At 71.9% G+C, this 22,483-nt stretch carries 20 protein-coding genes and 1 tRNA gene; 6 read left to right on the top strand and 15 right to left on the bottom strand.

The genetic code is table 11. The annotated features are described in order from the left end of the window. Window positions 1-1,372 (bottom strand): DEAD/DEAH box helicase (locus tag HLB15_RS15480; RefSeq protein WP_249360213.1); only part of this gene is annotated, 1,372 nt, incomplete at its 3' end. A 188-nt stretch (window positions 1,373-1,560) separates the two neighbouring features. Here HLB15_RS15480 and HLB15_RS15475 point away from each other — a divergent pair. Then, window positions 1,561-2,328: a M50 family metallopeptidase gene (locus tag HLB15_RS15475; RefSeq protein WP_171106662.1), complete on the top strand. Its 768-nt coding sequence runs from the start codon at window positions 1,561-1,563 to the stop codon at window positions 2,326-2,328. A 99-nt stretch (window positions 2,329-2,427) separates the two neighbouring features. Here HLB15_RS15475 and HLB15_RS15470 read toward each other — a convergent pair whose 3' ends face one another. After that, window positions 2,428-2,712, bottom strand: coding sequence for an iron-sulfur cluster biosynthesis family protein (locus tag HLB15_RS15470; protein ID WP_171106661.1), 285 nt, complete (start codon window positions 2,710-2,712; stop codon window positions 2,428-2,430). Between the two features lie 224 nt (window positions 2,713-2,936). Here HLB15_RS15470 and HLB15_RS15465 point away from each other — a divergent pair. Further along, window positions 2,937-3,009, top strand: a tRNA-Lys gene (locus tag HLB15_RS15465). A gap of 103 nt (window positions 3,010-3,112) precedes the next feature. Here HLB15_RS15465 and HLB15_RS15460 read toward each other — a convergent pair. Further along, the gene (locus HLB15_RS15460) at window positions 3,113-3,817 is read right to left on the bottom strand and encodes a tyrosine-type recombinase/integrase (RefSeq protein ID WP_171106660.1); all 705 of its coding nucleotides are present in this window, start codon (window positions 3,815-3,817) and stop codon (window positions 3,113-3,115) included. Between the two features lie 587 nt (window positions 3,818-4,404). Here HLB15_RS15460 and HLB15_RS15455 point away from each other — a divergent pair. Then, window positions 4,405-4,671: a hypothetical protein gene (locus tag HLB15_RS15455; protein WP_171106659.1), complete on the top strand. Its 267-nt coding sequence runs from the start codon at window positions 4,405-4,407 to the stop codon at window positions 4,669-4,671. After that, the gene (locus HLB15_RS15450) at window positions 4,668-4,979 is read left to right on the top strand and encodes a type II toxin-antitoxin system PemK/MazF family toxin (protein ID WP_171106658.1); all 312 of its coding nucleotides are present in this window, start codon (window positions 4,668-4,670) and stop codon (window positions 4,977-4,979) included. The genes HLB15_RS15455 and HLB15_RS15450 overlap by 4 nt, the downstream gene beginning before the upstream one ends. Window positions 4,980-5,281: 302 nt before the next feature. Here HLB15_RS15450 and HLB15_RS15445 read toward each other — a convergent pair whose 3' ends face one another. From HLB15_RS15445 to acs, 10 genes are all read right to left on the bottom strand, one after another. Continuing rightward, on the bottom strand, window positions 5,282-6,901 hold the full coding sequence (locus HLB15_RS15445; RefSeq protein ID WP_171106657.1) for an MDR family MFS transporter: 1,620 nt from the start codon (window positions 6,899-6,901) through the stop codon (window positions 5,282-5,284). Then, window positions 6,898-7,413, bottom strand: coding sequence for a MarR family winged helix-turn-helix transcriptional regulator (locus HLB15_RS15440; protein WP_171106656.1), 516 nt, complete (start codon window positions 7,411-7,413; stop codon window positions 6,898-6,900). The genes HLB15_RS15445 and HLB15_RS15440 overlap by 4 nt, the downstream gene beginning before the upstream one ends. 152 nt (window positions 7,414-7,565) lie before the next feature. After that, window positions 7,566-9,008 (bottom strand): sugar porter family MFS transporter, encoded by a 1,443-nt coding sequence (locus HLB15_RS15435; RefSeq protein WP_171106655.1) that lies wholly within the window; start codon window positions 9,006-9,008, stop codon window positions 7,566-7,568. A 79-nt stretch (window positions 9,009-9,087) separates the two neighbouring features. Beyond that, entirely contained in the window at window positions 9,088-10,092 is a 1,005-nt protein-coding gene (locus tag HLB15_RS15430; protein ID WP_171106654.1) for an inorganic phosphate transporter, read from the bottom strand. A gap of 1 nt (window position 10,093) precedes the next feature. Then, window positions 10,094-10,711, bottom strand: coding sequence for a DUF47 domain-containing protein (locus HLB15_RS15425; protein WP_171106653.1), 618 nt, complete (start codon window positions 10,709-10,711; stop codon window positions 10,094-10,096). 316 nt (window positions 10,712-11,027) lie between these two features. Beyond that, a complete protein-coding gene (locus HLB15_RS15420) occupies window positions 11,028-11,627 on the bottom strand; it encodes a hypothetical protein (protein WP_171106652.1) in 600 nt (199 codons plus the stop codon). 82 nt (window positions 11,628-11,709) lie between these two features. After that, complete coding sequence (locus tag HLB15_RS15415; protein ID WP_171106651.1) at window positions 11,710-12,711, bottom strand: NUDIX hydrolase; 1,002 nt, start codon at window positions 12,709-12,711, stop codon at window positions 11,710-11,712. 17 nt (window positions 12,712-12,728) lie between these two features. Further along, the gene (locus HLB15_RS15410; RefSeq protein WP_249360212.1) at window positions 12,729-15,143 is read right to left on the bottom strand and encodes an RNA degradosome polyphosphate kinase; all 2,415 of its coding nucleotides are present in this window, start codon (window positions 15,141-15,143) and stop codon (window positions 12,729-12,731) included. 56 nt (window positions 15,144-15,199) lie between these two features. Further along, on the bottom strand, window positions 15,200-16,150 hold the full coding sequence (gene mshD / locus HLB15_RS15405) for a mycothiol synthase (RefSeq protein ID WP_171106650.1): 951 nt from the start codon (window positions 16,148-16,150) through the stop codon (window positions 15,200-15,202). Between the two features lie 133 nt (window positions 16,151-16,283). Next, entirely contained in the window at window positions 16,284-18,302 is a 2,019-nt protein-coding gene (gene acs, locus HLB15_RS15400; RefSeq protein WP_171106649.1) for an acetate--CoA ligase, read from the bottom strand. A gap of 184 nt (window positions 18,303-18,486) precedes the next feature. Between acs and HLB15_RS15395 the strand changes: the two genes are divergently transcribed. Continuing rightward, window positions 18,487-19,578, top strand: coding sequence for an NADH:flavin oxidoreductase/NADH oxidase (locus HLB15_RS15395; RefSeq protein ID WP_171106648.1), 1,092 nt, complete (start codon window positions 18,487-18,489; stop codon window positions 19,576-19,578). A 408-nt stretch (window positions 19,579-19,986) separates the two neighbouring features. On the opposite strand, the gene HLB15_RS15390 is transcribed toward HLB15_RS15395, so the two are convergent. Beyond that, entirely contained in the window at window positions 19,987-20,562 is a 576-nt protein-coding gene (locus tag HLB15_RS15390; protein ID WP_171106647.1) for a GNAT family N-acetyltransferase, read from the bottom strand. Between the two features lie 137 nt (window positions 20,563-20,699). Beyond that, window positions 20,700-21,530, bottom strand: coding sequence for an HAD family hydrolase (locus HLB15_RS15385; protein ID WP_171106646.1), 831 nt, complete (start codon window positions 21,528-21,530; stop codon window positions 20,700-20,702). A gap of 253 nt (window positions 21,531-21,783) precedes the next feature. Here HLB15_RS15385 and HLB15_RS15380 point away from each other — a divergent pair. Further along, on the top strand, window positions 21,784-22,483 hold a 700-nt coding region (locus HLB15_RS15380), incomplete at its 3' end, for a CpaE-like family protein (protein ID WP_171106645.1).

Raw genomic sequence — 22,483 nt, 5'->3', positions numbered from 1 at the left:
CCGACGCCGGGCGCGCGACGCCCCGCTGCGCGCCCGGCTGACCGCCCTGGCTGCGCTGCCTGCCCTGGCGGCCGTCCTGCGCCTGAGCCTGCTGGCCGCCGCCGCGGCGACCCGAGCGGGACCGCCCACCGCCCTGCTTGGGCGTGCCCTGCTGCTGCGGGGCCGGCGGCACGTACTCGACGTACGGCGCGACCTCGCCGACCAGGCGGGTCACCGTGGCGTCGCCGGGCGTGACGTCCTGAGGCCGGGCGGTGATGCGTGCCTTGCGGGTGAGGTCGCGCACGTCGCCGCGCTCCTCGGGCAGCATGATGGTCACGACGTCGCCGCCGGAGCCCGCGCGCGCCGTCCGGCCGGACCGGTGCAGGTAGGCCTTGTGCTCGGCGGGCGGGTCGACGTGCACGACGAGCTCGACGTCGTCCACGTGGATGCCGCGTGCGGCGATGTCCGTCGCCACGAGCACCTTGACCGCGCCCGACGAGAACGCGGCGAGGTTGCGCTCGCGCGCGCCCTGGCCGAGGTTGCCGTGCAGGTCGACGGCGGGCACGCCCGCCGCGGTGAGCTGCTTCGCCAGCTTCTTGGCCTGGTGCTTGGTTCGCGTGAACAGCACGCGGCGGCCGGTGCCCTGGGCGAGCTGGTGCACCACGTTCTTCTTCGCCTCCTTGTCGGAGACGGCGAGGATGTGGTGCGTCATCTGCGGCGGCGGCGCGGCGGCCTCGTCGACGGAGTGCGTGACGGGCTCGTGCAGGTAACGCTTGACCAGCACGTCCACGCCGTTGTCGAGCGTGGCGGAGAACAGCAGGCGCTGCGTGCGCGCGCCGGTCCGGTCGAGGATGCGCTTGACGCCGGGCAGGAAGCCGAGGTCGGCCATGTGGTCGGCCTCGTCGAGGACGGTGATCTCGACGTCGTCGAGCGTGAGGTGCTTCTGGCCGAGGAGGTCCTCGAGCCGGCCGGGGCAGGCGATGACGATGTCCACGCCCGCGTTGAGCGCCGTGACCTGGCGCGACTGCGCCACACCGCCGAAGATCGTCGTCGTCCTCAGGCCGAGGGCCTGGGCGAGCGGGGCGACCGTCTCGTCGATCTGGTTGGCGAGCTCGCGCGTCGGGGCGAGCACGAGGGCGCGGGGGCGTCCCGCGGCGCGGCGCGGCTGCCCTGCCGCGGCGGCCCGGGCGCCGGACGTCGCGAGGCGCGTCACGACGGGCAGGGCGAAGGCGAGGGTCTTGCCGGAGCCGGTGCGGCCGCGGCCGAGCACGTCGCGGCCTGCGAGGGAGTCCGGCAGCGATGCCGTCTGGATGGGGAACGGCGAGGTGATGCCGCGGTCCGTCAGGACGCGCACGACGGGCGCGGGCAGACCGAGGTCGGCAAAGGTGGTCAAAGGAGATGGGCCTCTCGGGCTCGGTGGCGGCGCGTCTCGCGCCGGTGGTCCGCCGTGCTCACACCGGGCGGCGGGTTCTCCCCGCGCCAGGGCCACGACGGCAGGCGGCTGGAGCCGCCCACGAGGAACAACTATCTCACGGGGGTGTGACACCGGGCTGCGGCGCACGTCACGTTCGGTGTGGTTCGATGTGCCGCATGATTCCCGCAGCGACCAGCACGGCCGGGCCGCTCGCCACCTTCGGTGACGTGCTCGGCACCATCTGGACCAACGCGGTCACCCCGGTCGAGCCACCGTCGAACCTGACGGTGCTCGCCATGTGCGCGATCGCGCTGGTCGTCGTGCTGTTCAGGCCCCTGTGGCACGTGACGCGGCACGTCATCACCATCGCCCACGAGGCCTCGCACGGCCTCGGAGCGCTGCTCACGGGCCGCAAGCTCGAGGGCATCCGGCTCCACTCCGACACGTCCGGCCTGACGGTCTCCCGCGGCAAGGCGCGTGGGCCCGGCATGGTCATCACGGCGTTCGCCGGCTACGTGGGGCCCGGCATCATCGGCCTCGGCGCCGCGTGGCTGCTCCGGCAGGGCTACGCCGTCGGGCTGCTGTGGCTGCTCGTGGTGCTCCTCGCGCTCCTGCTGCTGCAGATCCGCAACTGGTTCGGTCTCTGGTCGATCCTCGTGAGCGGCACCGCTCTCGTCGTCGTGACCTGGTTCCTCACGCCGCCGGTGCAGAGCGCCGTCGCCTACGCGGTGACCTGGTTCCTCCTGCTGGGCGCCGTGCGCCCGGTGATCGAGCTGCAGGTGCAGCGCTCGCGCGGCCACGCCCGGACCTCCGACGCCGACATGCTCGCGCGGCTCACCGGGGTGCCCGGGCTCTTCTGGGTCGCGATGTTCCTGCTCGTCACGCTCGGGGCGCTCGTCCTGGGCGGGTCGTGGACGCTGGGCGTCGCCCTGTAGCGCCCGGGTCCCGGCACACGACGAGGCCCCGGGTCCCACCGGTGAGGTGGTGGCCCGGGGCCTCGTCGACGGTGCGAGGGCGCCCTGCGGCGCCGCGTGTCACGCCGAGGGCGTGAGCACGAAACCAGGACCCTCGGCAGCGGGGTCGGTGTCCAGGGTCAGCGCCTCGAGTGCGGGCGCCGCCTGTGCCTCGACGAACACGTTGGTGGAGCCGGAGGCGTCGACGACCTGGTCGTCGGGCTGCGGCGCCGGAACCAGCGCGAGCTCGAAGTTGCCCGGCTGGCCGGACGCCTGCGCGATGCGCAGACCGCCCTCGACCGGCACCCCAGCCTGCTGAGCGAGGTCCTGGACGGCGGTACGAGCGTTGTCAGTCACGGTGAGCACGATGAGCTCCTCACATTGGTTCTCCGCGGACCACTCCACCGAACCAAGGCCCTGGGGTCATCGCAAGCGTGAGACGCGTTTGGCCGGATATCTCCCACTGGGTGAGACAGCGCGTGACAGCGTGCGCGTGACCGTCTATCGTGCCCCGGCCTGCTGGTGGCTGACGTCGACGGCGCGCCCTGGCGGGTAGGCTTGCTGCTCGCCGCCCGGTGCGCCGGGCGCGTGGGCCTCTAGCTCAACTGGCAGAGCAGCGGACTTTTAATCCGCGGGTTCCGGGTTCGATCCCCGGGGGGCCCACCCTCACCGACGCTCTGACCAGGGACTTCATTTCGGCGCCCTCCGCGAGAATCCGTACAGATACCGCAGATGTGCGACACCGTGTGCGACGTAGCCCCCTCGATCACGCTGCATCACCGTCATCCTCAGGCACGCTCGCCTGGCCAAACATCCCGTCCAGCGGGCTCCGAGCCTCCCCGACGATCCGCCGCCCCATGTACACGTCCTGCGTCATCGACGGCCGGGCGTGGCCGAGCTGGTCCGCGATCGCCCGAGCCGTCAGGCCCTGATCGTCGAGCAGCGTGGCCACCGTCCGCCGAGCGGTGTGCGACTTGACCCAGGCGAAGTCATCGCCGCGGACCTTGCGCAGCATCTTGCCCGTGTTGCCGACGTCGCGGAGCCGGCCGCGAGTGTTCGGGAACACGAGGTCCCCCGGTGCGGCATCCCTCTTGCGCTTCCGCAGCATCTCCACGGTCCAGTCCGGCAGCCGCAGCGTGCGCTCCGAGGTCTCCGTCTTCACCGCCTCACGCACCAGACCGGCACCACGGATCCGCGAGACCGTCCAGTCGATCCGCACCGCGTTCGCGTCAAGGTCCACGTCCTCCCACTTCAACGCCAGCGCCTCACCGATCCGAGCACCCGTGCCGAGCAGGAACCGCATGATGTCGGGCAGCTCGTTGCGCCGGGCGTACTCGCTCCCATCCAAGAGCGCGAGGAACCGTAGCGCCTCGTCCACCGTCAGCGCACGAGGAGGCTTGCGCCGGCCCTGCTCCAGCCGACCGACGTCGCGCACCGGGTTCGACGGGAGCAGATCACGCCGGGCGAGCATCCGGCACGTACCACTTAGTACAGAGCGGACGCTCTTCGCCGTCGCGAACCCCTTCCTCTCATACAGGCCCATCAAGAAGGCATCGAGCCGCCCCGTGGTGAGCTCGGTGAACCGGAGCTGCCCGATGTGCGGGAAGACGTCGACCCGCGCGAACCTCTCGTACTGGTCGTACGTCGAGACCGTCTCTCGTCATACAGCTCATGTGCCTCCGGCGGGCACCTGCCGGAATCAAGAGGATCGAGGGAGCCGCGGGGTCCCTGCCCCTCCGTCATCCATTGGCTTGACCGGGACCCTGACACCGAACCCGCCGCCAGCGCAACAGGTCCCGCCGGCATCCTGCACCACCGCACCAGACCTGATGAGCGGGACCTGTTGCACTACCGGCAGAACCTGTGTCCGAGACGTGCCCCGCGCCAACGGATGACGGAGGAACAGGGACCCCGAAGCAGGAGCATGGTGAGGTCGCAAACCCGCATCGCCGGGGTGACGCGCTGACACCCCGCGCGGGTGCATATGCAACCCATGTGGGTGCAGGTGCAACCCATGTGGGGTTCACACCGCCCATGAAATCTGTCATTGTGGATGTCATGAGCGAGACAACGACCATCACCATTGCACGCGCCACGAGGCAGCGGCTCGGACGCGTCACGTTCAACGGCAAGCCACTCAAGACGGCGGACGAGACCGTGGCAGCTCTGATCGAGGAGCACGAGCGCCGGCAGTTCTGGGAGGCGATGGACGCCATCGACCCGGACGAGTACGAGGCGCAGGCTCGCGAGGAGGGCGTCTGGCCGGCCGAGGGCGAGTACGCCGACGAGGAGCAGATGATCCGGGCCCAGGAGACCACCGCGTGACCGTTCAGCGCGGCGACGTGATCTGGCTTTCCATGGACCCGACCGTGGGCCGGGAGCAGGCGAAGCATCGCCCGCACCTGGTGCTTTCCAGCGCGCGGCAGCACCGCGCCATGCGCCTGGCGATCGTGGTCCCCCTGACCTCTGCCGACAAGCCGTGGCCGACCCGTGTGGAAGTAACTCCGGGCTCCTACGCCATCTGCGAGCAGCCGCGCACGGTCTCCCTGGAGCGCGTCACTCGCCACGATTCCACCCGCCATGACACCGCAGCAGTCGCGGCCATCGTCCGCACCCTGATAGACCCCACATAGCTCGATCTGAGCCACACGCGACCGCCACGCAGAATGTGCGACGTCGTGTGCGACGTGAGCTCGTGGGGACCCCGAACAACCGGGAACACCGGCACCTGTTCGGGACGCCAAAGTCCTCACGGGACGTGCTTCCCACTTCTCCGCGGGTTCCGGGTTCGATCCCCGGGGGGCCCACCCTCACCGACGCTCTGACCAGGGGCGTCTGCGCAGACGTCGAGGCCGGCCCCTCCGAAGCAGGTCGGCACAGGCATGTACCGAACCGCAGCGGAGGGACCGGCCTCGACGAGGCTGCCCCGGAGCCGTCAGGACTCCGCCGGCTCCAGGTCCTTGAGCTGGTCGATGCCCGAGCGGTGGCCCAGCGGGACCTCCTTGATGAGGACCACGCAGATCAGCGCCACCACGGCGAGCGGCACAGCGGTCAGGAAGATCTCCGCGATGCCGTTCGCGTAGGCCTTCTCGACGACCTCGACCAGCAGCGGCGGGAGCGTCGACAGGTCGGGGAGGGTGTCACCGCCGGACTGGAAGGCCGACGGGTCGATGCCCTGCTTCGCCAGCTGCGGGGCGATCTCGGTGACACCGTCCTCCAGGCCGACCTTCACGCGGTGGCCGAGCACCGCGCCGAGCGCGGAGACGCCGATCGCGCCGCCGAGGGACCGGAAGAACGTCACGGTGGACGTGCCCGAGCCGGAGTCCTTGATGTGCAGGGTGTTCTGCGTCGCCAGCACCATGTTCTGCATGAGGAGGCCAACGCCGGCGCCGAGCACGAACAGGTAGATCGAGACCAGCACGAACGACGTCTGGTAGTCGAGGGTCGACAGGAGCAGCAGGCCGCCCGTCAGGAGGACGGCGCCGCTGACCATGTACGGCTTGTACCGGCCGGTCCGCGAGATGAGCTGCCCGCCGACCGTGGACGACAGGAACAGGCCCACGACCATCGGGATGGTGTAGAGGCCGGACTCCGTCGGCGTCTTGCCGCGCGAGAGCTGCATGTACTGGCTGAGGAACACCGACGAGCCGAACATCGCGACGCCCACGGCCACCGACCCGATGACCGCGAGCACCAGGGTGCGGTTCTTGAAGAGGTACATCGGGATGAGCGGGTTCTTGACGCGCAGCTCGACGAGCACCGCGATCGCGAGGACGACCAGGGAGCCACCGAGCATCGCCGCGGTCTGCCACGACAGCCAGTCGAACTTGCTGCCCGCGAAGGTGATCCAGAGGAGGAGTGTCGCGACGCCGAGCGAGATCAGCGTGGCGCCGATGACGTCGATCCGCGCGCTCCCGCGAGGCCGCTTCGGCAGCTTGAGCGTCATCTGCAGCACGATGATCGACGCGACGGCGAACGGCAGACCGACGAAGAAGTTCCAGCGCCAGCTGATGGCGTCGGTGAGGAAGCCGCCGAGGATCGGGCCGCCGACCATGCCGACGCCCATGATGGAGCCCATGAGGCCCATGTACCGGCCGCGCTGGCGCGGGCTGATGATGTCGGCGATGAGCACGGCCGCGAGCGACTGGAGGCCGCCGGCGCCGATGCCCTGGAACGCGCGGAAGGTGATGAGCTGGCCGGCGTCCTGGGCGAAGCCCGCGGCGGCCGCCGACAGCACCGAGATGACGAGCGCGATCTGGATGAGCGTCTTGCGGTTGGTGAGGTCGGCGAGCTTGCCCCAGATCGGCGTCGAGATGGTCGACGTGAGCAGGGTGGCCGTGACGACCCAGGTGAACGCGGACTGGCCGCCGCCGAGGTCGGTGATGATCTTCGGCAGCGACGACGACACGACGGACATCGCCAGGACCGAGACGAACATGCCGAGGAGGATCCCGGACAGTGCCCGGAGGACCTCGCTGTGCGTCATCGCGGGCGGTTCGCCCGCGAGGTGTCCCGGTTCGGTCTCGGGTGCCTCCGTGGTGACGGTGCTGGTCATACATACTCCTGCTGGTTCTGGGGCGAGCGCCGGTGCGCGGTGTCCGCGCTGATGGAGTCGACGAGGCGGTTCACCGTTCGGGTGGCCTCGACGAGGTCGTCGGTCGACCAGGCGGCGAACGCCCGGTCGATGAGGGCTGTGTACTGCTGCGCGGCCTCGGCGGCGAGCTGCCGCCCGGCCTCGGTGAGCTCGACCGTGCGGACACGCCGGTCGTCGGCGTCAACCGTCCGGACGACGTAGCCGCCGTCGGCCAGGGTGCTGACCTGCCGGCTCGCGACCGAGAGGTCGACACGCAGGTGCGCTGCGACATCGGTGAGGGAGGTGGGGCCGCACGTGGTGAGCAGGTGCAGCACCGCGACGCCCGACCGGGGCCAGCTGAGCTCGTGCGCGATCCGTGCCGCGGCCTCTCGCTGCGCGCGCGACAGGCTCTGCAGCGCGGTGATGAGGGCGACGGCGGGTTCTTCGGTGATGGTGGTGGAGCCGGACGGTGCCCGGCGCTCGGTGGAAGTCATCCTGCCTCGCATTTGATTGCTTAAGGCAACGATATCGCGATAGTTGCCGTATGCAAGGGTCTTGCGGGCAGAGGATGCTGTGACGTGCGCGACACGACGACGGCGCCGCACCCGGAGAGGGTGCGGCGCCGTCGTCGTGACCGGTGGCCGGGTCAGGCCCGGGAGTGGCTCTCCTCGCCCATGTCCTCCAGCTCCACGCCCTTCGTCTCGCGCACCTTGGTGAGCACGAAGACGAAGCTCAGTGCCGCGAACACGGCGTACAGGAGGTAGGGGACGGCGGCCCCGAACGCCGAGAGCAGCGGCGGGAACGTCATGGTGATGACGAAGTTGGCGATCCACTGCATGGCCGCGGCGACACCGAGCGCCGCGGCGCGGATGCGGTTCGGGAACATCTCGCCGAGCAGCACCCACACGAGCGGGCCCCACGAGGCGCCGAAGAAGACGACGAACGCGTTGGCGCAGATCAGCGCGATCACACCCCAGGGCCCGCTGAGCGAGATGTCCTCGCCGGAGCCGGTGGCCTGCGTGAACGCGACGGCCATGAGGCCCAGTGACAGGGCCATGCCCGCCGAGCCGATGAGCAGCAGCGGCCGCCGGCCCACCTTGTCGATGAGCGCGATGGCGATGAAGGTGACCGCGACGTTCGTGACGGCGGTGATCGTCGAGACCAGGAACGCCTGGCTCTCGTCGAAACCGACCGCCTGCCACAGGGTGGTCGAGTAGTAGAAGATCACGTTGATGCCGACGAACTGCTGGAAGACCGACAGCAGGATGCCGACCCAGACGATCGGCTTGAGCCCGAACGTGCCGCCGCGCAGGGTGCCCTTCTCGGCGTTCTCCTCGTCCGCCGCGATGCTGCGGTGGATCTGGGCGAGGCGGTCGTCGGCGTCCTCGTCCGGGCCGAGCACGCTCGCCAGCACGGCGCGGGCCTCGTCGTCGCGCCCCTTGCTCGCGAGGTAGCGGGGCGACTCGGGGATGCGGAGCGCGAGGACGCCGTAGACGGCGGCGGGCACGACCGCGACGAGGAACATCCACCGCCAGGCCTCCCAGCCGAGCCACAGCACGTTGGCGGCGCCGTCGGCGGACTCGGCGAGGAGCTGGTCCGAGAGCAGCGCGGCGAAGATGCCGACGGTGATGGCGAGCTGTTGCAGCGAGCCGAGCCGGCCGCGCATCGCTGCCGGGGCGATCTCGGCGATGTACGCCGGTGCGATGACGGACGCGATGCCGATGCCCACACCCGCCATGAAGCGCCACAGCGCCAGGTCCCACGCGGTGAAGGCGATGGCGGACAGGATGGACGAGACGAAGAACAGCACCGAGCCGAGCACCATGACGTGGGTGCGGCCCCACCGGTCGGCCAGCCGGCCGCCCGCCCAGGCGCCGAGGGCGCAACCGAGCAGGGCGATGGCGACGACGAAGCCGGTGACCGACGGGTCGAGCTCGAACTGGCCCTCGATCGCGTTCACGGCGCCGTTGATCACGGAGCTGTCGAAGCCGAAAAGGAATCCGCCCACCGCGGCGGCGACCGCGAGGGCGGTCGCCTTGCGACGGGCGGATCTGGCGTCGGCCTGCGGGGCCGAGGAGGCGGTGCTCATGTTTTCGATGCTAAGTCGCACCCCGCGCAGGTCGCGCGGGGAGCGACGGGCACCTCACCTGACAGGTGTCTGACGCGGGTCAGGTGAGCAGCGGCCACAGCGCCCACGTGGTGAGCGCGGCGACCGTGGCGGCGGCCGGGATGGTGAGCACCCAGGCGACCGCGATGTTCTTGGCCACGCCCCAGCGGACGGCGGACAGCCGGCGGGTCGCGCCGACACCCATGATCGCCGAGGTGATCGTGTGCGTGGTCGAGACCGGGGCGTGCAGCGCGAACGCGTTGACGTAGAGCACGAGCGCGGACACCGACTCGGCGACGAAGCCGCGGGCCGGGTCGAGCTCGATGATCCTGCGGCCCAGCGTGCGCATGATGCGCCAGCCGCCCGAGTAGGTGCCCGCGGAGATGGCGGCGGCGGCCGACAGCTTGACCCACAGCGGGATGCCGTCGGCCGGGTCGGCCCAGCCGACGGTCAGCAGCGCCAGGTAGATGACGCCCATCGTCTTCTGGGCGTCCTGCAGGCCGTGGCCCAGAGCCATCGCGGCGGCGGACGCCGTCTGGGCGATCCGGAAGCGGCGGTGCGCCCGGGCGGGCGCCGCGTTCCGGAAGAGCCACAGGACACCGATCATCGCGAAGAAGGCGAGGCCGAAGCCGACCACCGGCGAGACGATCATCGGCAGCACGACCTTGTCCACGATCGCGGACCAGTAGACGCTCATGCCGCCGGCGAGACCCGCGCCGACCAGGCCACCGATGAGGGCGTGCGTGGACGACGACGGGAGGCCGAACCACCAGGTGATGAGGTTCCACACGATGGCGCCGACCAGGGCGCACAGGACGACGGCGAGCTCGGCGTGCGTGCCCGCACCCTCGAGGTTGACGATCGACTTGGCGATGGTCTCGGCGACCTCGGTGCCCAGCAGGGCACCCGTGAAGTTCATGACGGCCGCCATGAGCAGCGCGACGCGCGGGGTCAGCGCCCTGGTCGAGACGGAGGTCGCGATGGCGTTGGCGGCGTCGTGGAAGCCGTTGGTGTAGTCGAAGCTCAGGGCGAGAGCGACGACGAGGACGACGAGAGCGACCTCCACCTCACGACTCCTTGAGGGCGATCGTCTCGACCATGTTGGCGACCTTCTCGAAGCTGTCGGCCGCGTTCTCGAGGCACTCGACGATCTCCTTCAGCTTCATGAGCTGCACGGGGTCGCCGGCGAGGTCGTCGAAGAGCTGGGCGATGAGCTTGCGGTGCAGCTTGTCCGCCTGGTTCTCGAGGCGGTTGACCTCGACCCAGTAGTCGGCCAGCTTGTCCATCGAGCGCAGGCGGGGCATGGCCTCCGCCGTCAGCTCCGCGCACCGCTGGAGGACCTGCACCTGCTCGGACACGCGGTCCGGCAGGGCGTCCACCTTGTAGAGGACGATGAGGTCGGCGGCCTCGTCCATCTCGTCCATGCAGTCGTCCAGCGCCGAGGCGAGTCCGGAGATGTCCTCGCGGTCGAACGGCGTCACGAACGTCTGGTTGAGACGTCGCATGATCGAGTGGGTGGCGTCGTCCGCCAGGTGCTCGACGTCGTGCATCTCTTCGGCGAGCTTCTCGCGCCCGGGTCGGTCCGCGCCGAGCAGCTCTGCCAGCAGCGACGCCCCCCTGACCAGGTGCTGGGCCGAGGCGGCGAGAAGATCGAAGTACGTGGTGTCGCGCGGAGTAAGGCGCACGAGGGCTCCCGGTGTGAGTGCTCTGGAACGTGCTCAGCGTAGGGCGGTTGCCGACTATCGCCAATTTGCAAGGTCAGGCTTGGCCGACTCGTGACGAACGGCACAGGCCCGCCCGCACAGCACGGGAGCGCGCGTCGGCCGTCAGGCCGGGGAGAGGTTGGAGCGACGCCGAACCGGGAGCGCCTCTCGGCGCGGGGCCGCTCGTAGCGGCTTGAGGTGGAGCCCGGGGCTACCGCAGCCCGGCGTCGCCTGAACCATCCTAATGGCGTGCGGGGATCTGCCAAGGGGGTCGGACGTCACACCCGGGCCGCGGACCTCACTCGAGGGACCCGGACCGCCACAGGTCGCCCGCGTGCTCCAGCTCCTCGGCGGTGCGCAGGAGCGAGCTCGCGCTGCGTGTCATACGGGTCGCGCCGCCCGGGTCGGCGACCTCGCGGGAGTCGGCGTCGAACGCCGCGCCGGTGGACAGGATGCGGCAGAAGGCGCCGGCCCGCTCGAGCGCGACGGCGAGGTCGCCCGTGAAGACGCCCGACAGCACGGCGTCGGCCAGTACCTGCAGGTCGCGGGGTTCGGGCGGGCTGGGGACGCCGGCGACGGCCTCCTGCACGGGTGCGGCCTCCACACCGAGCCGATACCGCAGCATGACGGTCGGCATGTCCCGGCGGACCCACTCGCGCAGCACGTACAGACGCCAGAGCGACCCGGGCAGGGAGACGGGGGCCGCGTCGGCCCAGAGGCCGGCGACGGTGTCGAGGCCCTCGTTCTCGACGAGGTGGATGAGCCGCTCGACCACCTGCGGGTCCTCGGTGGTGCGCGCCCGGTCCACGAGGGCGCGCGCCGTCGCGTGCGCGACCTCGTCCCGCAGGGCGGGGTCGACCTCGCCGGGGAGGGCCTCGGCGTCCCGGGGATCCAGCATGGCCGGCCTTCTGGGCGGGCGTGGGTCGCTGCTCATGGTGTCCGATGGTGCGCCGAAATGGAACGTGTGTCCACCACCGCGGTCACCAGACCGGCGGGCTCACCGTCTCGACGGCCACGACACGCGGCCCGCCCGGCGTGTCGGAGACGTGGGCGACGAGGGCCTCGCCCGGCTCGAGGTACGGGTCGGCGGTCGGCAGGCCGTCGGCGACGGCGTCCGACGCGTGCCGGCGCAGCACGTCGAGGACCGTGGGCAGGACGGGCCGGTGCGTGCAGATCGCCGAGGACTCGTCGGCCTCCTCCATGAGGTAGCGCACGGTGGCCGCCACGCGGGACGGCGACCGCTCGTGCTGCGCCTCGGTGAGGTACTCGCTGTAGCCCGGGCGCATGCCGGCGGCCCGCACGTAGGGGTCGATGGTCGTGGCGCACCGCTCCCACCGCGAGCTGATCACGTGCTGGACGCCGAACGCCGCCAGCACCGGCACCAGCGCCGCCGCCTGGCCGTGCCCGACGGGCGTCAGCGGCCGGTCCCGCTCGGCGCCGTGCCACGCCGTCCGCGGGACGGCGCGGCCGTGCCGTGCGATGACGAGGGCCCTGGTGCGCGACGCGCCCCTCTCCTCCGCGTCGACGAGGGCCTCGAGCGGCCCGCGGTCCGACGAACGGGTCAGGCGGCGCGCCGCCTCCGCGACGGGGAGCCAGACGGTCCGGTCCACCTCGGTACGGTCCACCGGCGCGACCGGCACGCGGGCACGGAGCGACTCCGCGTCGTGCTTCTTCCGGGCGCGCCGGGCCGCCCAGTAGTGCACGCGCTTCACGCTGCCGTCCGGAGTGAGGTACTGCAGGCCCGGCAGCGGGCGCCCCAGGACGATCTGGCGTCCAGTCTCCTCCGCGACCTCGCGCACCGCGGTGCCGGGCAGCGACTCGCCGGTCTCCACCTTGCCCTTGGGCCAGGACCAGTCGTCGTAGCGGGGCCGGTGCACGAGCTGGACCTGCAGCTCGCCGTCGCGACGGCGCCACACCAGCGCGCCCGCCGTCGTGACGACGGGCGTGTGGGCCCTGGCCGGTGTCGTGGGTTCGGTGCCCACGCTGGACCGCAGCCTCGTCACCGGGCCGGCTCGAGGCGACGGCGCTGCCGCTGGATCAGCACGGACTGCAGGTCGCGCAGGCCGGTGCCGTCCGGCCCGGTCGGCCGCTCCCACCGGCCGTCCGGGAGCAGGTGCCACGACGCCGTGGTGTCGGCCATGGACTCGTCGACGAGGCCGATCAGCTCGCCGATGTGTCCCGGGTCGGTGACCCGGACGAGCGTCTCGACGCGGCGGTCCAGGTTGCGGTGCATGAGGTCGGCCGAGCCGATGAACACCTCGGGGCCGGTCTCCGCGCCCTCGCCGAGCGCCGGGCCCGCCGGGTTGGCGAACGCGAAGATCCGGGAGTGCTCCAGGAAGCGGCCCAGGATGGACCGCACCCGGATGTTCTCGCTGAGCCCCGGCACGCCGACCTTCACCGCGCAGATGCCGCGGACCACGAGGTCGACCTTCACGCCGGCCTGCGAGGCGCGGTAGAGCGCGTCGACGATCGTCTCGTCGACCACCGAGTTGACCTTGATCTTGACCCACGCGTCGTGCCCGGCGCGGGCGGCCGCCGCCTCGCGCTCGATGCGCTCGACGAGGCCGGAGCGCACGGCGCGGGGCGCGACCAGCAGCCGGTGGAACGTCGACTTCGGGGCATAGCCCGAGAGCTGGTTGAACAGCCGGGTCAGGTCCTGGCCCACGTCCGGGTCGCAGGTCAGCAGGCCGTGGTCGGTGTAGAGGCGCGCCGTCTTGGGGTGGTAGTTGCCCGTGCCGACGTGGCAGTAGCGCAGCAGGGAGCCGTCCGGCTCCTGACGCACGACCAGCGAGAGCTTGCAGTGCGTCTTCAGGCCCACGATGCCGTAGACGACGTGGACGCCCGCCTCCTCGAGCTTGCGCGCCCAGGAGATGTTCGCCTCCTCGTCGAACCGGGCCTTGATCTCCACGAGGGCGAGCACCTGCTTGCCCGCCTCCGCCGCGTCGATGAGCGCGTCCACGATGGGGGAGTCGCCCGACGTGCGGTACAGCGTCTGCTTGATCGCGAGGACGTCGGGGTCGGCGGCCGCCTGCTCCAGGAACGTCTGCACGCTCGTCGAGAAGCTGTCGTACGGGTGGTGCAGCAGGATGTCGCGGCGGCGGATCGCGGCGAAGACGTCGGTCGGCTTGGCGCTCTCCACCTCGGCGAGGTGCCGGTGCGTCGAGGGCACGAACGGCGGGTAGTGCAGCGCCGAGAGGTCGAGGTCGGCGATGAGGTTGAGGCCGGTCAGGTCCAGCAGCGCAGGCAGCTCGTAGACCTCCTCCTCCTTGACCCCGAGCTCGCGCACGATGAGGTCGCGGATGCGGGGGCTGATGTCCTTGGCGATCTCGAGCCGCACGGGCGGGCCGAACCGGCGGCGCAGCAGCTCCTTCTCCATGGCCTGCAGGAGGTTCTCGGCGTCGTCCTCCTCCACGTCCACGTCCTCGTTGCGGGTCACGCGGAACGTGTGGTTCTCGCGGACCTCCATCCCGGGGAACAGATGGTCGAGGTGCTCGGCGATCACCTCCTCGAGCGGCACGAACGACAGCGGCCCGCGCTGCGGGTCGGCCTTCCTGGTGCCGGGCCGTCGCGGCTTGCCGGACGCGTCTACCGCGATGAAGCGGGGCAGCAGGGGCGGAACCTTGACGCGCGCGAAGTGCTCCTTGCCGGTCGCCGGGTTCGCGACCACGACGGCAAGGTTGAGCGAGAGCCCCGAGATGTAGGGGAACGGGTGCGCCGGGTCGACCGCCAGCGGCGTGAGCACCGGGAAGATCTGCTTGCGGAAGAACTTGTGCAGGCGCTCCTGCTCCTTGCCGTCCAGCTCGTCCCAGTGCACGAGCGTGATGCCCTCGCCCGCCAGGGCCGGCCGCACCTCGTTCTCGAACACCCGCGCGTGCCGCTCCATGAGGCGGTGCGCCTCCTCGGAGACGGCCGACAGCACCTGGCGCGGGCTCAGGCCCGACGCGCTGGTGACGGCGATGCCCGTCGCGATGCGGCGCTTGAGGCCCGCGACGCGCACCATGAAGAACTCGTCCAGGTTCGAGGCGAAGATGGCGAGGAACCGGACGCGCTCCAGCAGCGGGATGTTCGTGTCCTCCGCGAGCTCGAGCACACGCTGGTTGAACGCGAGCCAGCTCAGCTCACGGTCGGCGAACCGGTCGACGGGCAGCGGCTCACCACGCTGCGGCTCCAGCAGCGAGGTGCCCTCGGGGCTCTCGGCGATGTGCTCGGCGATGTGCGCGGCGAGGCTCGGTTCCACGGAGCGCGGGTCCAGGATCTCCGCCGCCGTGGCCTCGGGCCGCACGCCCGCCGTGTCGTCGGCCGAGCTCTTGCGGGGTGCGCCGTCGACGGGCGCCGTCGAACGAGGACTCTGCTTCACGAATCGGCCCCTCCTGTCCCTGATCCTGGCGGTCGGTCGCCCCGCGCTGTCCGTCATGAGGTCATCGTGTCACCGCGGGGTGCACGGTGGGTATACGCAGACCGGAGCCTCCGTCACGCCCGGGCGTACTGCACGTGGACGGCGGCCCGCTCGAACCCGGCCCGCCGGTACGTCGCGAGGGCCGGCGCGTTGTCGCCCTCCACGTAGAGGACGGCCCGTGTCGCGCCCGACCGTGCCAGGTGCGCCAGGCCGACGTCCGTCAGCAGACGACCCAGCCCCTTGCCCTGGTGGTCCGGGTCGACGCCCAGCACGTAGATCTCGCCGTCGCGCGTGCCGTCCGGCGCCGGCTCCTCCACCTTCGTCCACAGGAACGCGGCCGGGTCGGCCCCGTCCTCGGGGACGAGCAGGAAGAAGCCCTCCGGGTCGAACCACGGTTCGGCCTGGCGCGCACGCAGGTCGTCGAGCGACATCCGCCCCTGCTCCGGGTGGGACGCGAACGCGCGCGCGTTGACGCGCAGCCACGCCTCGTCGTCCGTACCGGGCCGGAAGGTGCGCAGGCGGTAGCCGGGCTCGTCGGCGGCCGCGGCGGCCGTGGGCGGCGCCGCGTCCAGCGGCCGGGCCAGGAAGAGGAGCTCCCGCACCGGTCGCAGGCCCTGCGCCCGCGCGAAGGCGCGGGCGGGCTCGAGGTCGCCGTGCGCCCAGACACGCAGCTCCTTGCCGTGCTGACCGGGTTCGCCGGACCGGGCGGGCAGCGTCGCGTCGCGCTCGGCCGTGCGCAGGAGGACCCGCCCGCGGCCGTGGCGCCGGTGCTCCGGGTGGACCACGAGCTCGGCGCTCGCGGTGGGGCCGGACCGGTCGATCTGCACGTACCCGACGGTGCTGCCCGCCGGCGTGTGCGCCACGACGTGCGTGATCCACTCCGCGTCGGTGCCGAGGTTCAGCAGGGGCTGCTCCGAGAGCGGCGCGACACCGTCATGGGCCTCGGCCGTGGCAGCGAGCTCGCGGACGGACTGCTGGGCCTCGGCGTCGAGCGGACCGATCTCGATGGGGGCGGCGATACGCATCTGCCTATCTTGCCCCTGGTGCCGGTGGCGTGCCGACGCGCGTGCCGGCCTGCTCGTCGGCCTGCTCGTCAGCGCGGCAGGGCGGTGGCGACGTGTGCCGTCACCACCGCCCTGCCGTGCCGCGTCGTGCCGGTCAGTCCTCCGAGGAGGCCGACGGCGAGGCGAGGCCCGCGGTGATGAGATCCATCACCGAGGAGTCCGCGAGCGTCGTGGCATCGCCGACGGCCCGGTTCTCCGCGACGTCGCGCAGCAGGCGACGCATGATCTTGCCGGACCGCGTCTTGGGCAGCTCCGGCACCACGAGGATCCGCTTGGGCTTCGCGATGGGGCCGATCTCCTTGCCCACGTGGTCGCGCAGCTCCTTCTGCACCTCGGCCGAGCCCTCGGGCGTCCCCGCCCGGTCCGCGTGGCCACCGCGCAGGATGACGAACGCGACGACGGCCTGACCGGTGGTGTCGTCCGCCGCTCCCACGACCGCGGCCTCCGCCACGATCTCGTGCGACACCAGCGCCGACTCGATCTCGGTGGTGGACAGGCGGTGGCCCGAGACGTTCATGACGTCGTCGACACGGCCCAGCAGCCAGATGTCGCCGTCCTCGTCCTTCTTGGCGCCGTCGCCCGCGAAGTACAGGCCCTCGAAGCGCGACCAGTACGTCTCCTTGTACCGCTCCAGGTCGCCCCAGATGCCGCGCAGCATCGAGGGCCACGGCTCTGACAGCACGAGGTAGCCACCGCCGCCGTCGGGCACGGGCTTGGCCTCGTCGTCGACGACGTCGGCCACGATGCCGGGCAGCGGGACCTGCGCCGAGCCGGGCTTGGCGGCCGTGACGCCGGGCAGCGGGCTGATCATGATGGCGCCGGTCTCGGTCTGCCACCACGTGTCGACGATGGGGGTGCGGTCACCGCCGATGACGCGCCGGTACCACATCCAGGCCTCGGGGTTGATGGGCTCGCCCACCGAGCCCAGCACGCGCAGCGAGGACAGGTCGAAGCCGCCCGGGATGTCGTCGCCCCACTTCATGCAGGTGCGGATCGCGGTCGGTGCCGTGTACAGGATCGACACCTTGTACTTCTCGACGAGCTCCCACCAGCGGCCCCGGTGCGGGGTGTCCGGCGTGCCCTCGTAGAGCACCTGGGTGGCGCCGTTCACGAGCGGGCCGTAGACCACGTAGGAGTGGCCGGTCACCCAGCCGACGTCGGCCGTGCACCAGTAGACGTCGGTCTCGGGCTTGAGGTCGAACACGTTCTTGTGGGTGTACGCGGCCTGCGTGAGGTAGCCGCCCGTGGTGTGGAGGATGCCCTTCGGCTTCCCCGTCGTGCCGCTGGTGTACAGGATGAACAGCGGGTGCTCCGCCTCGACGGCGACGGGCTCGTGCTGGTCGGACGCCGCCTCCAGCGCCTCGTGCCACCAGACGTCGCGGCCCTCGACCCAGCCGACCTCCTGCTCCGTGCGGCGCACGACGAGCACCTTGCGCACCGTCGTCGCCGGCTCGCCGTCCTTCGGCGCGAGCGCCTCGTCGACCGCGGGCTTGAGGGCCGACGGCGCACCGCGGCGGAAGCCGCCGTCCGCCGTGATGACCAGCGTGGCCTCGGCGTCGGCGATGCGGCTGCGCAGGGCGTCCGCCGAGAAGCCGCCGAACACGACGGAGTGCGGCGCGCCGACGCGCGCGCAGGCCAGCATGGCGACGACCGACTCGACCAGCATCGGCAGGTAGATGACGACGCGGTCACCGGTCTGCACGCCGAGCTCGGTGAGGGCGTTCGCCGCGCGCGACACCTCGCGCTGCAGGTCCGCGTAGGTGACCGTGCGGGTGTCCCCCGGCTCGCCCTCGAAGTGGATCGCCACGCGGTCGCCGAGCCCGGCCTCCACGTGCCGGTCGACGGCGTTGTAGGCGGCGTTCAGCGTGCCGTCGGCGAACCAGCGCGCGACCGGGGCGCCGCTCCAGTCCAGCGTCTCGGTGAACGGCGTCGTCCACGTCAGGAGGTCGTTCGCCTGCTCGGCCCAGAACGCCAGGCGGTCGGCCGACGCCTTCTCGTACAGGTCCGCCGTCGCGTTCGCCTGGGCGGCGAACTCCTCGCTCGGCGGGAAGCTCCGGGTCTCGTGCAGCAGGTTCTCGAGGCTGGGGCTCGACGTCGGGTTGGTGTCTGTCACGGTGCCCTCCGGTGCGCGTCGTCGTCGCGGTCGGCCAAGGCAGGTCTTGGGACTGCCTTGACGATGTCTCTGGTCGGTGAGTGTAGCCCCGCACGGTGACAGTCCTCACAACCCGGTGTCACGTCCTGAGACGCTGCTCACGGCCGCCTCCGGAGCGGGGTGACGAGCGGTTACGTTGGCGGGTGTGAGCCTCCTTCTCGAACCGATCACCCTCCGTGGCCTGACCCTGCCCAACCGCGCGTGGCTGGCGCCGATGTGCCAGTACTCGGCGCAGGACGGGATGCCCGGCGACTGGCACCTCGTCCACCTCGGTGCGCGTGCGACCGGCGGGTTCGGTCTCGTGATGACCGAGGCGACCGCCGTCGTGCCGGAGGGGCGGATCTCGCCCCAGGACACCGGCCTGTGGAACGACGCGCAGATCGAGGGATGGCGGCGGGTCGTCGACTTCGTGCACGCGCGCGGGGCGCACATCGGCGTCCAGCTCGCGCACGCCGGGCGCAAGGCGTCCACGTTCCGCCCGTGGGCGGACGCGCGGGGGAGCGTCCCCGAGGCCGACGGCGGCTGGCCGACGCTCGCCCCGTCCGCCGAGGCGTTCCCCGGCTACGCGGTGCCGGCCGAGATGACGCCCGAGCAGGTCGCCGACGTGCCCGAGCAGTTCGCGGCCGCCGCCCGCCGCGCGCTCGAGGCGGGCTTCGACGTGGTCGAGGTGCACGCCGCGCACGGGTACCTGCTGCACCAGTTCCTCTCGCCACTGGCCAACTCCCGCACCGATGCCTACGGCGGCTCGGCCGACGGGCGCTCCCGGCTGGTCGAGGAGACGGTCGGCGCCGTGCGCGCCGCCTGGCCCGACGAGCGGCCGGTGCTGGTCCGCCTCTCGGCGACCGACTGGCGCGAGGACGGGCTGTCCGTCGACGACGTCGCGGCGGTGGCCGGGCGGCTCGGGCCGCTCGGCGTCGACCTCGTGGACGTGTCGACCGGTGGTGTGGCGCCCGCGTCGATCTCCGTCGGTCCGGGCTACCAGGTGCCGCACGCGCGCCGGGTCCGCGAGGTCACGGGCCTCCCCGTGAGCGCCGTCGGGCTGATCACCGAGCCGGTCCAGGCGGAGCAGATCCTCGTCGAGGGGTCGGCCGACGTCGTGATGCTCGGCCGGGAGGCCCTGCGTGACCCGTACTGGCCGCTGCGTGCCGCGCACGCCCTCGGCGTCGACGCCGGGACGGCTCCGGTGGAGTCCGGGGCAGGGGTGCAGCCGCAGTACCTGCGAGCGCAGTGGCGGTGAGGGGCCGCCGGGCCGAATGCCGTCCGGGGTAATTGTTTCTCGCCGGGACGCATTCCGCGAAACGATTCGCCGTGCGGCCGGGCTCCTCGCAATGTCCGTTCGCGATCCGGAAGTGCGAGGGCCCGGCCACTACGGTGGCGAGATCTCGGCCCACGAGTACGGAGTCCGGGAGCAGCCTCAAGCCGGATACCGCTCTCGCCATCGGGACGGGGTGACCGCGTTCACGCAGTCCCTTCCGTCCTGAATACTTGCTGTGAACACAATCACACTGCCTGACGCACACAAATGCAACCGGGGCGGAGCGATCTTCACAATTGCCAATTCCTGTCATGCGGGCAATTGGGCGCGAAAATCTTCTGCCTTACGTTTGCTTGACCGTTCTGCGGCGGAGGGCTGGGTGAATCGCCGTCAGCGCGGCGTCGCGGCGGTGAGCCGCCGGACGTAGCGGCGGCAGACGTGGACGCGCCGGAACCGGGCGCGTAGCTCGGTCTCGCTGGAGATGCCGGCGTGCATGAAGGCCGTGACCGGCGCGGAGAGTCCCACGGGTGTCGCGAAGCCGGCCGTCGGCTCGTCGTGCTCCTTGTACACGTGGAGGTAGCGCTCGCTCTCGACGAAGCCCGAGGCTGTGTACCAGGCGTTGGCGGCCGGGTCTTCCCTGGTCCAGGCGTCGACCGTGGTGGCGCCCGCGGCCACGGCGTCCGGCAGGGCGGCTGCGAGCAGCGCCGTGCCGATGCCGCGTCGCGCGTGGTCGGGGTGGACGGCGACGGTGTCGATCGTCGCGGCCGGACCGTCGATCTCGATGTCGATGAGACCCACGACGTCCTCGTCGTCGATGACGGCGACGAGGGTCACGGCGGGCTGGGTGAAGCTCGTCCGGTGCTGCTTGACGTCGTCGTGGTACTGCGTGTCGAGGAAGGCGAGAACCCGGCAGCGGAGCCAGCTGCGCTCGTCCGCAGGGCTGTAGGGGCGCACGGTGAAGGCCATGGGAATCCTGTCGTCGAAGGGCGTGCGGGAAGGACGCGCCGTGGGCGCGTGGCGAGGCGACGCTCAGTTCGACGACATGGGACGGAGGCTGCCCTGACGGCCAGGGCGATGTCGAGCGTTTCCCTGCGGGCGCAGCTCTACGCCGCGCGGGCGCGGCGGCGGAGCGCGCGCCACGTGAGCCAGACCGTGACGCCGAGCGCGACGCCGGCGACCACGGCGATGACCGGGACGGGGCGGATCCGCGGGCGCAGCGCGACCGGCCGGACGAATGCCAGGACGCCCCACCCCGACTGGAGGGCGCGCCGGCGGAGCAGCCGGTCGGGGTTGACCACGTACGCATGGCCGACGGCCGCCAGCATCGGGGCGTCCGTGATCGAGTCGGAGTACGCGTAGCTCTGCGCGAGGTCGTAGCCCTCGCGCGCGGCCAGCCGCCGCAGGCCCACGGCCTTGTTGTCCCCGTAGTTGTAGAAGTCGATCTCACCCGTGAACCGGCCGTCCTCGACCGTCATCTGCGTCGAGAGCACGTGGTCGGCGCCGAGCACCGCGGCGATCGGCTCCACGAGCACGGCCGCCGACGCGGAGACCACCACGACGTCGCGCCCCGCGGCGTGGTGCTCGGCGATGAGCTCGACGGCCTCGGCGTAGACGTAGGGGTCGATCAGCTCGTGCACCGTCTCCGCGACGATCTGCCGCACCTTCTCGACGTCCCAGCCCGTGACGAGCGAGGACAGGTGGGCACGCATCCGCTCGGTCTGGTCGGCGTCGGCGTTGCCGATCATGAAGACGAAGTGGGCGTAGGCGCTGCGCAGCATGTCCGCGCGCGAGAGCAGCCCGCCCGCGAGGAACGGCTTGGAGAAGGCGGCCGACGAGCTCGTCGCGATGATCGTCTTGTCGAGGTCGAAGAAGGCGGCCGCGCGTGCGGTGCGCGTGGCGGCGTGCGGTGCGGTACGGGGAACCTGCTCGGTCACCCGCCGAGCCTAGCGGCGTGTCCCGGGCGAGCGCGGTAACGGCGCCCGGCGCAGGTCGTCCGGCCGCCCGACGGACCGTCGGGACGCTCCTCCGCCCCGGGGAGGCCGACCACAGGAGCCCCTCGACCCGGCTTGTGCACAGACCGCCGGCACGCGGCCCCGCCGCCACCCGCACACCGTCCAGGCTCGTCATCGGAAGCCGGGCGACCACGCCCGGGGCACGAGCCGGCGGGGGTCGGGTGAGGGGGCGGCGATGATCGGCGGAGCGGCAGGACCAGGTCGGATGATCGGTGTGGTCGGGGCGTGCGGCGGTGCGGGCGCGTCGGTGGTGGCGGCATGCGCGGCCCACGGGCTGCGCCGGCGGGGCGAGCGGGCCACCCTCGTCGACCTGGACGCCCACGGGCCGGGCATCGACCTCGCCCTCGGCACGGAGCGGGCGCCGGGCGCCCGCTGGCCCGACCTCGCCGAGGCGCGCGGCGACGTCGACGGTGCGGGCGTCGTCGCGGCGCTGCCACGGTGGGGCGCCGTGCCCGTGCTGAGCGGCACGGCCCGGAGCGAGCCGCCGGACGACGACGTCGTGCTCGACGTCTGCCGCGGGCTCGTCCGGTCCGGCGAGTCCCCGGTGCTCGATCTGCCGCGCCCCGCCGCCTGGGGTGCCGCGACCCGACGGGGGACGGGACCGGCGGGGGAGAACCTCGGTCACGACGGCGCGGCGGTCCGGACGCTGGTCGCCGGGTGCGACCTGATCCTGCTCGTCGTACCGCTGACCCTGCCCGCCGCGGTCGGCGCGCAGCGGGTCCGTGACCGCCTGCGAGCCGCCGGCGCGAACGACGTCCGGGTGGTCGCGCGCGGACCCGCCCCCGGCTGGGTCGACGGCGCAGAGGCCGAAGCGGCGCTGGGCCTGCCCCTGGCGGGCGTCGTGCCGCGGGACCCCGGGCTGGCGCGTGCGGTCG

It is taken from the genome of Promicromonospora citrea (assembly GCF_013004695.1).
GTDB lineage: Bacteria > Actinomycetota > Actinomycetes > Actinomycetales > Cellulomonadaceae > Promicromonospora > Promicromonospora citrea.
This window is presented reverse-complemented; position numbering and strand designations above follow the sequence as displayed.

What these genes read in the sequence shown, in the direction of transcription:
- HLB15_RS15445 (WP_171106657.1), bottom strand. Translation starts at nt 6,901, where the DNA reads ATGACCAGCACCGTCACCACGGAGGCACCCGAGACCGAACCGGGACAC.
- HLB15_RS15420 (WP_171106652.1), bottom strand. Translation starts at nt 11,627, where the DNA reads ATGCTGGATCCCCGGGACGCCGAGGCCCTCCCCGGCGAGGTCGACCCC.
- HLB15_RS15435 (WP_171106655.1), bottom strand. Translation starts at nt 9,008, where the DNA reads ATGAGCACCGCCTCCTCGGCCCCGCAGGCCGACGCCAGATCCGCCCGT.
- HLB15_RS15455 (WP_171106659.1), top strand. Translation starts at nt 4,405, where the DNA reads ATGAGCGAGACAACGACCATCACCATTGCACGCGCCACGAGGCAGCGG.
- HLB15_RS15460 (WP_171106660.1), bottom strand. Translation starts at nt 3,817, where the DNA reads ATGCTCGCCCGGCGTGATCTGCTCCCGTCGAACCCGGTGCGCGACGTC.
- HLB15_RS15390 (WP_171106647.1), bottom strand. Translation starts at nt 20,562, where the DNA reads ATGGCCTTCACCGTGCGCCCCTACAGCCCTGCGGACGAGCGCAGCTGG.
- HLB15_RS15440 (WP_171106656.1), bottom strand. Translation starts at nt 7,413, where the DNA reads ATGACTTCCACCGAGCGCCGGGCACCGTCCGGCTCCACCACCATCACC.
- mshD (WP_171106650.1), bottom strand. Translation starts at nt 16,150, where the DNA reads ATGCGTATCGCCGCCCCCATCGAGATCGGTCCGCTCGACGCCGAGGCC.
- HLB15_RS15410 (WP_249360212.1), bottom strand. Translation starts at nt 15,143, where the DNA reads ATGACGGACAGCGCGGGGCGACCGACCGCCAGGATCAGGGACAGGAGG.
- HLB15_RS15475 (WP_171106662.1), top strand. Translation starts at nt 1,561, where the DNA reads ATGTGCCGCATGATTCCCGCAGCGACCAGCACGGCCGGGCCGCTCGCC.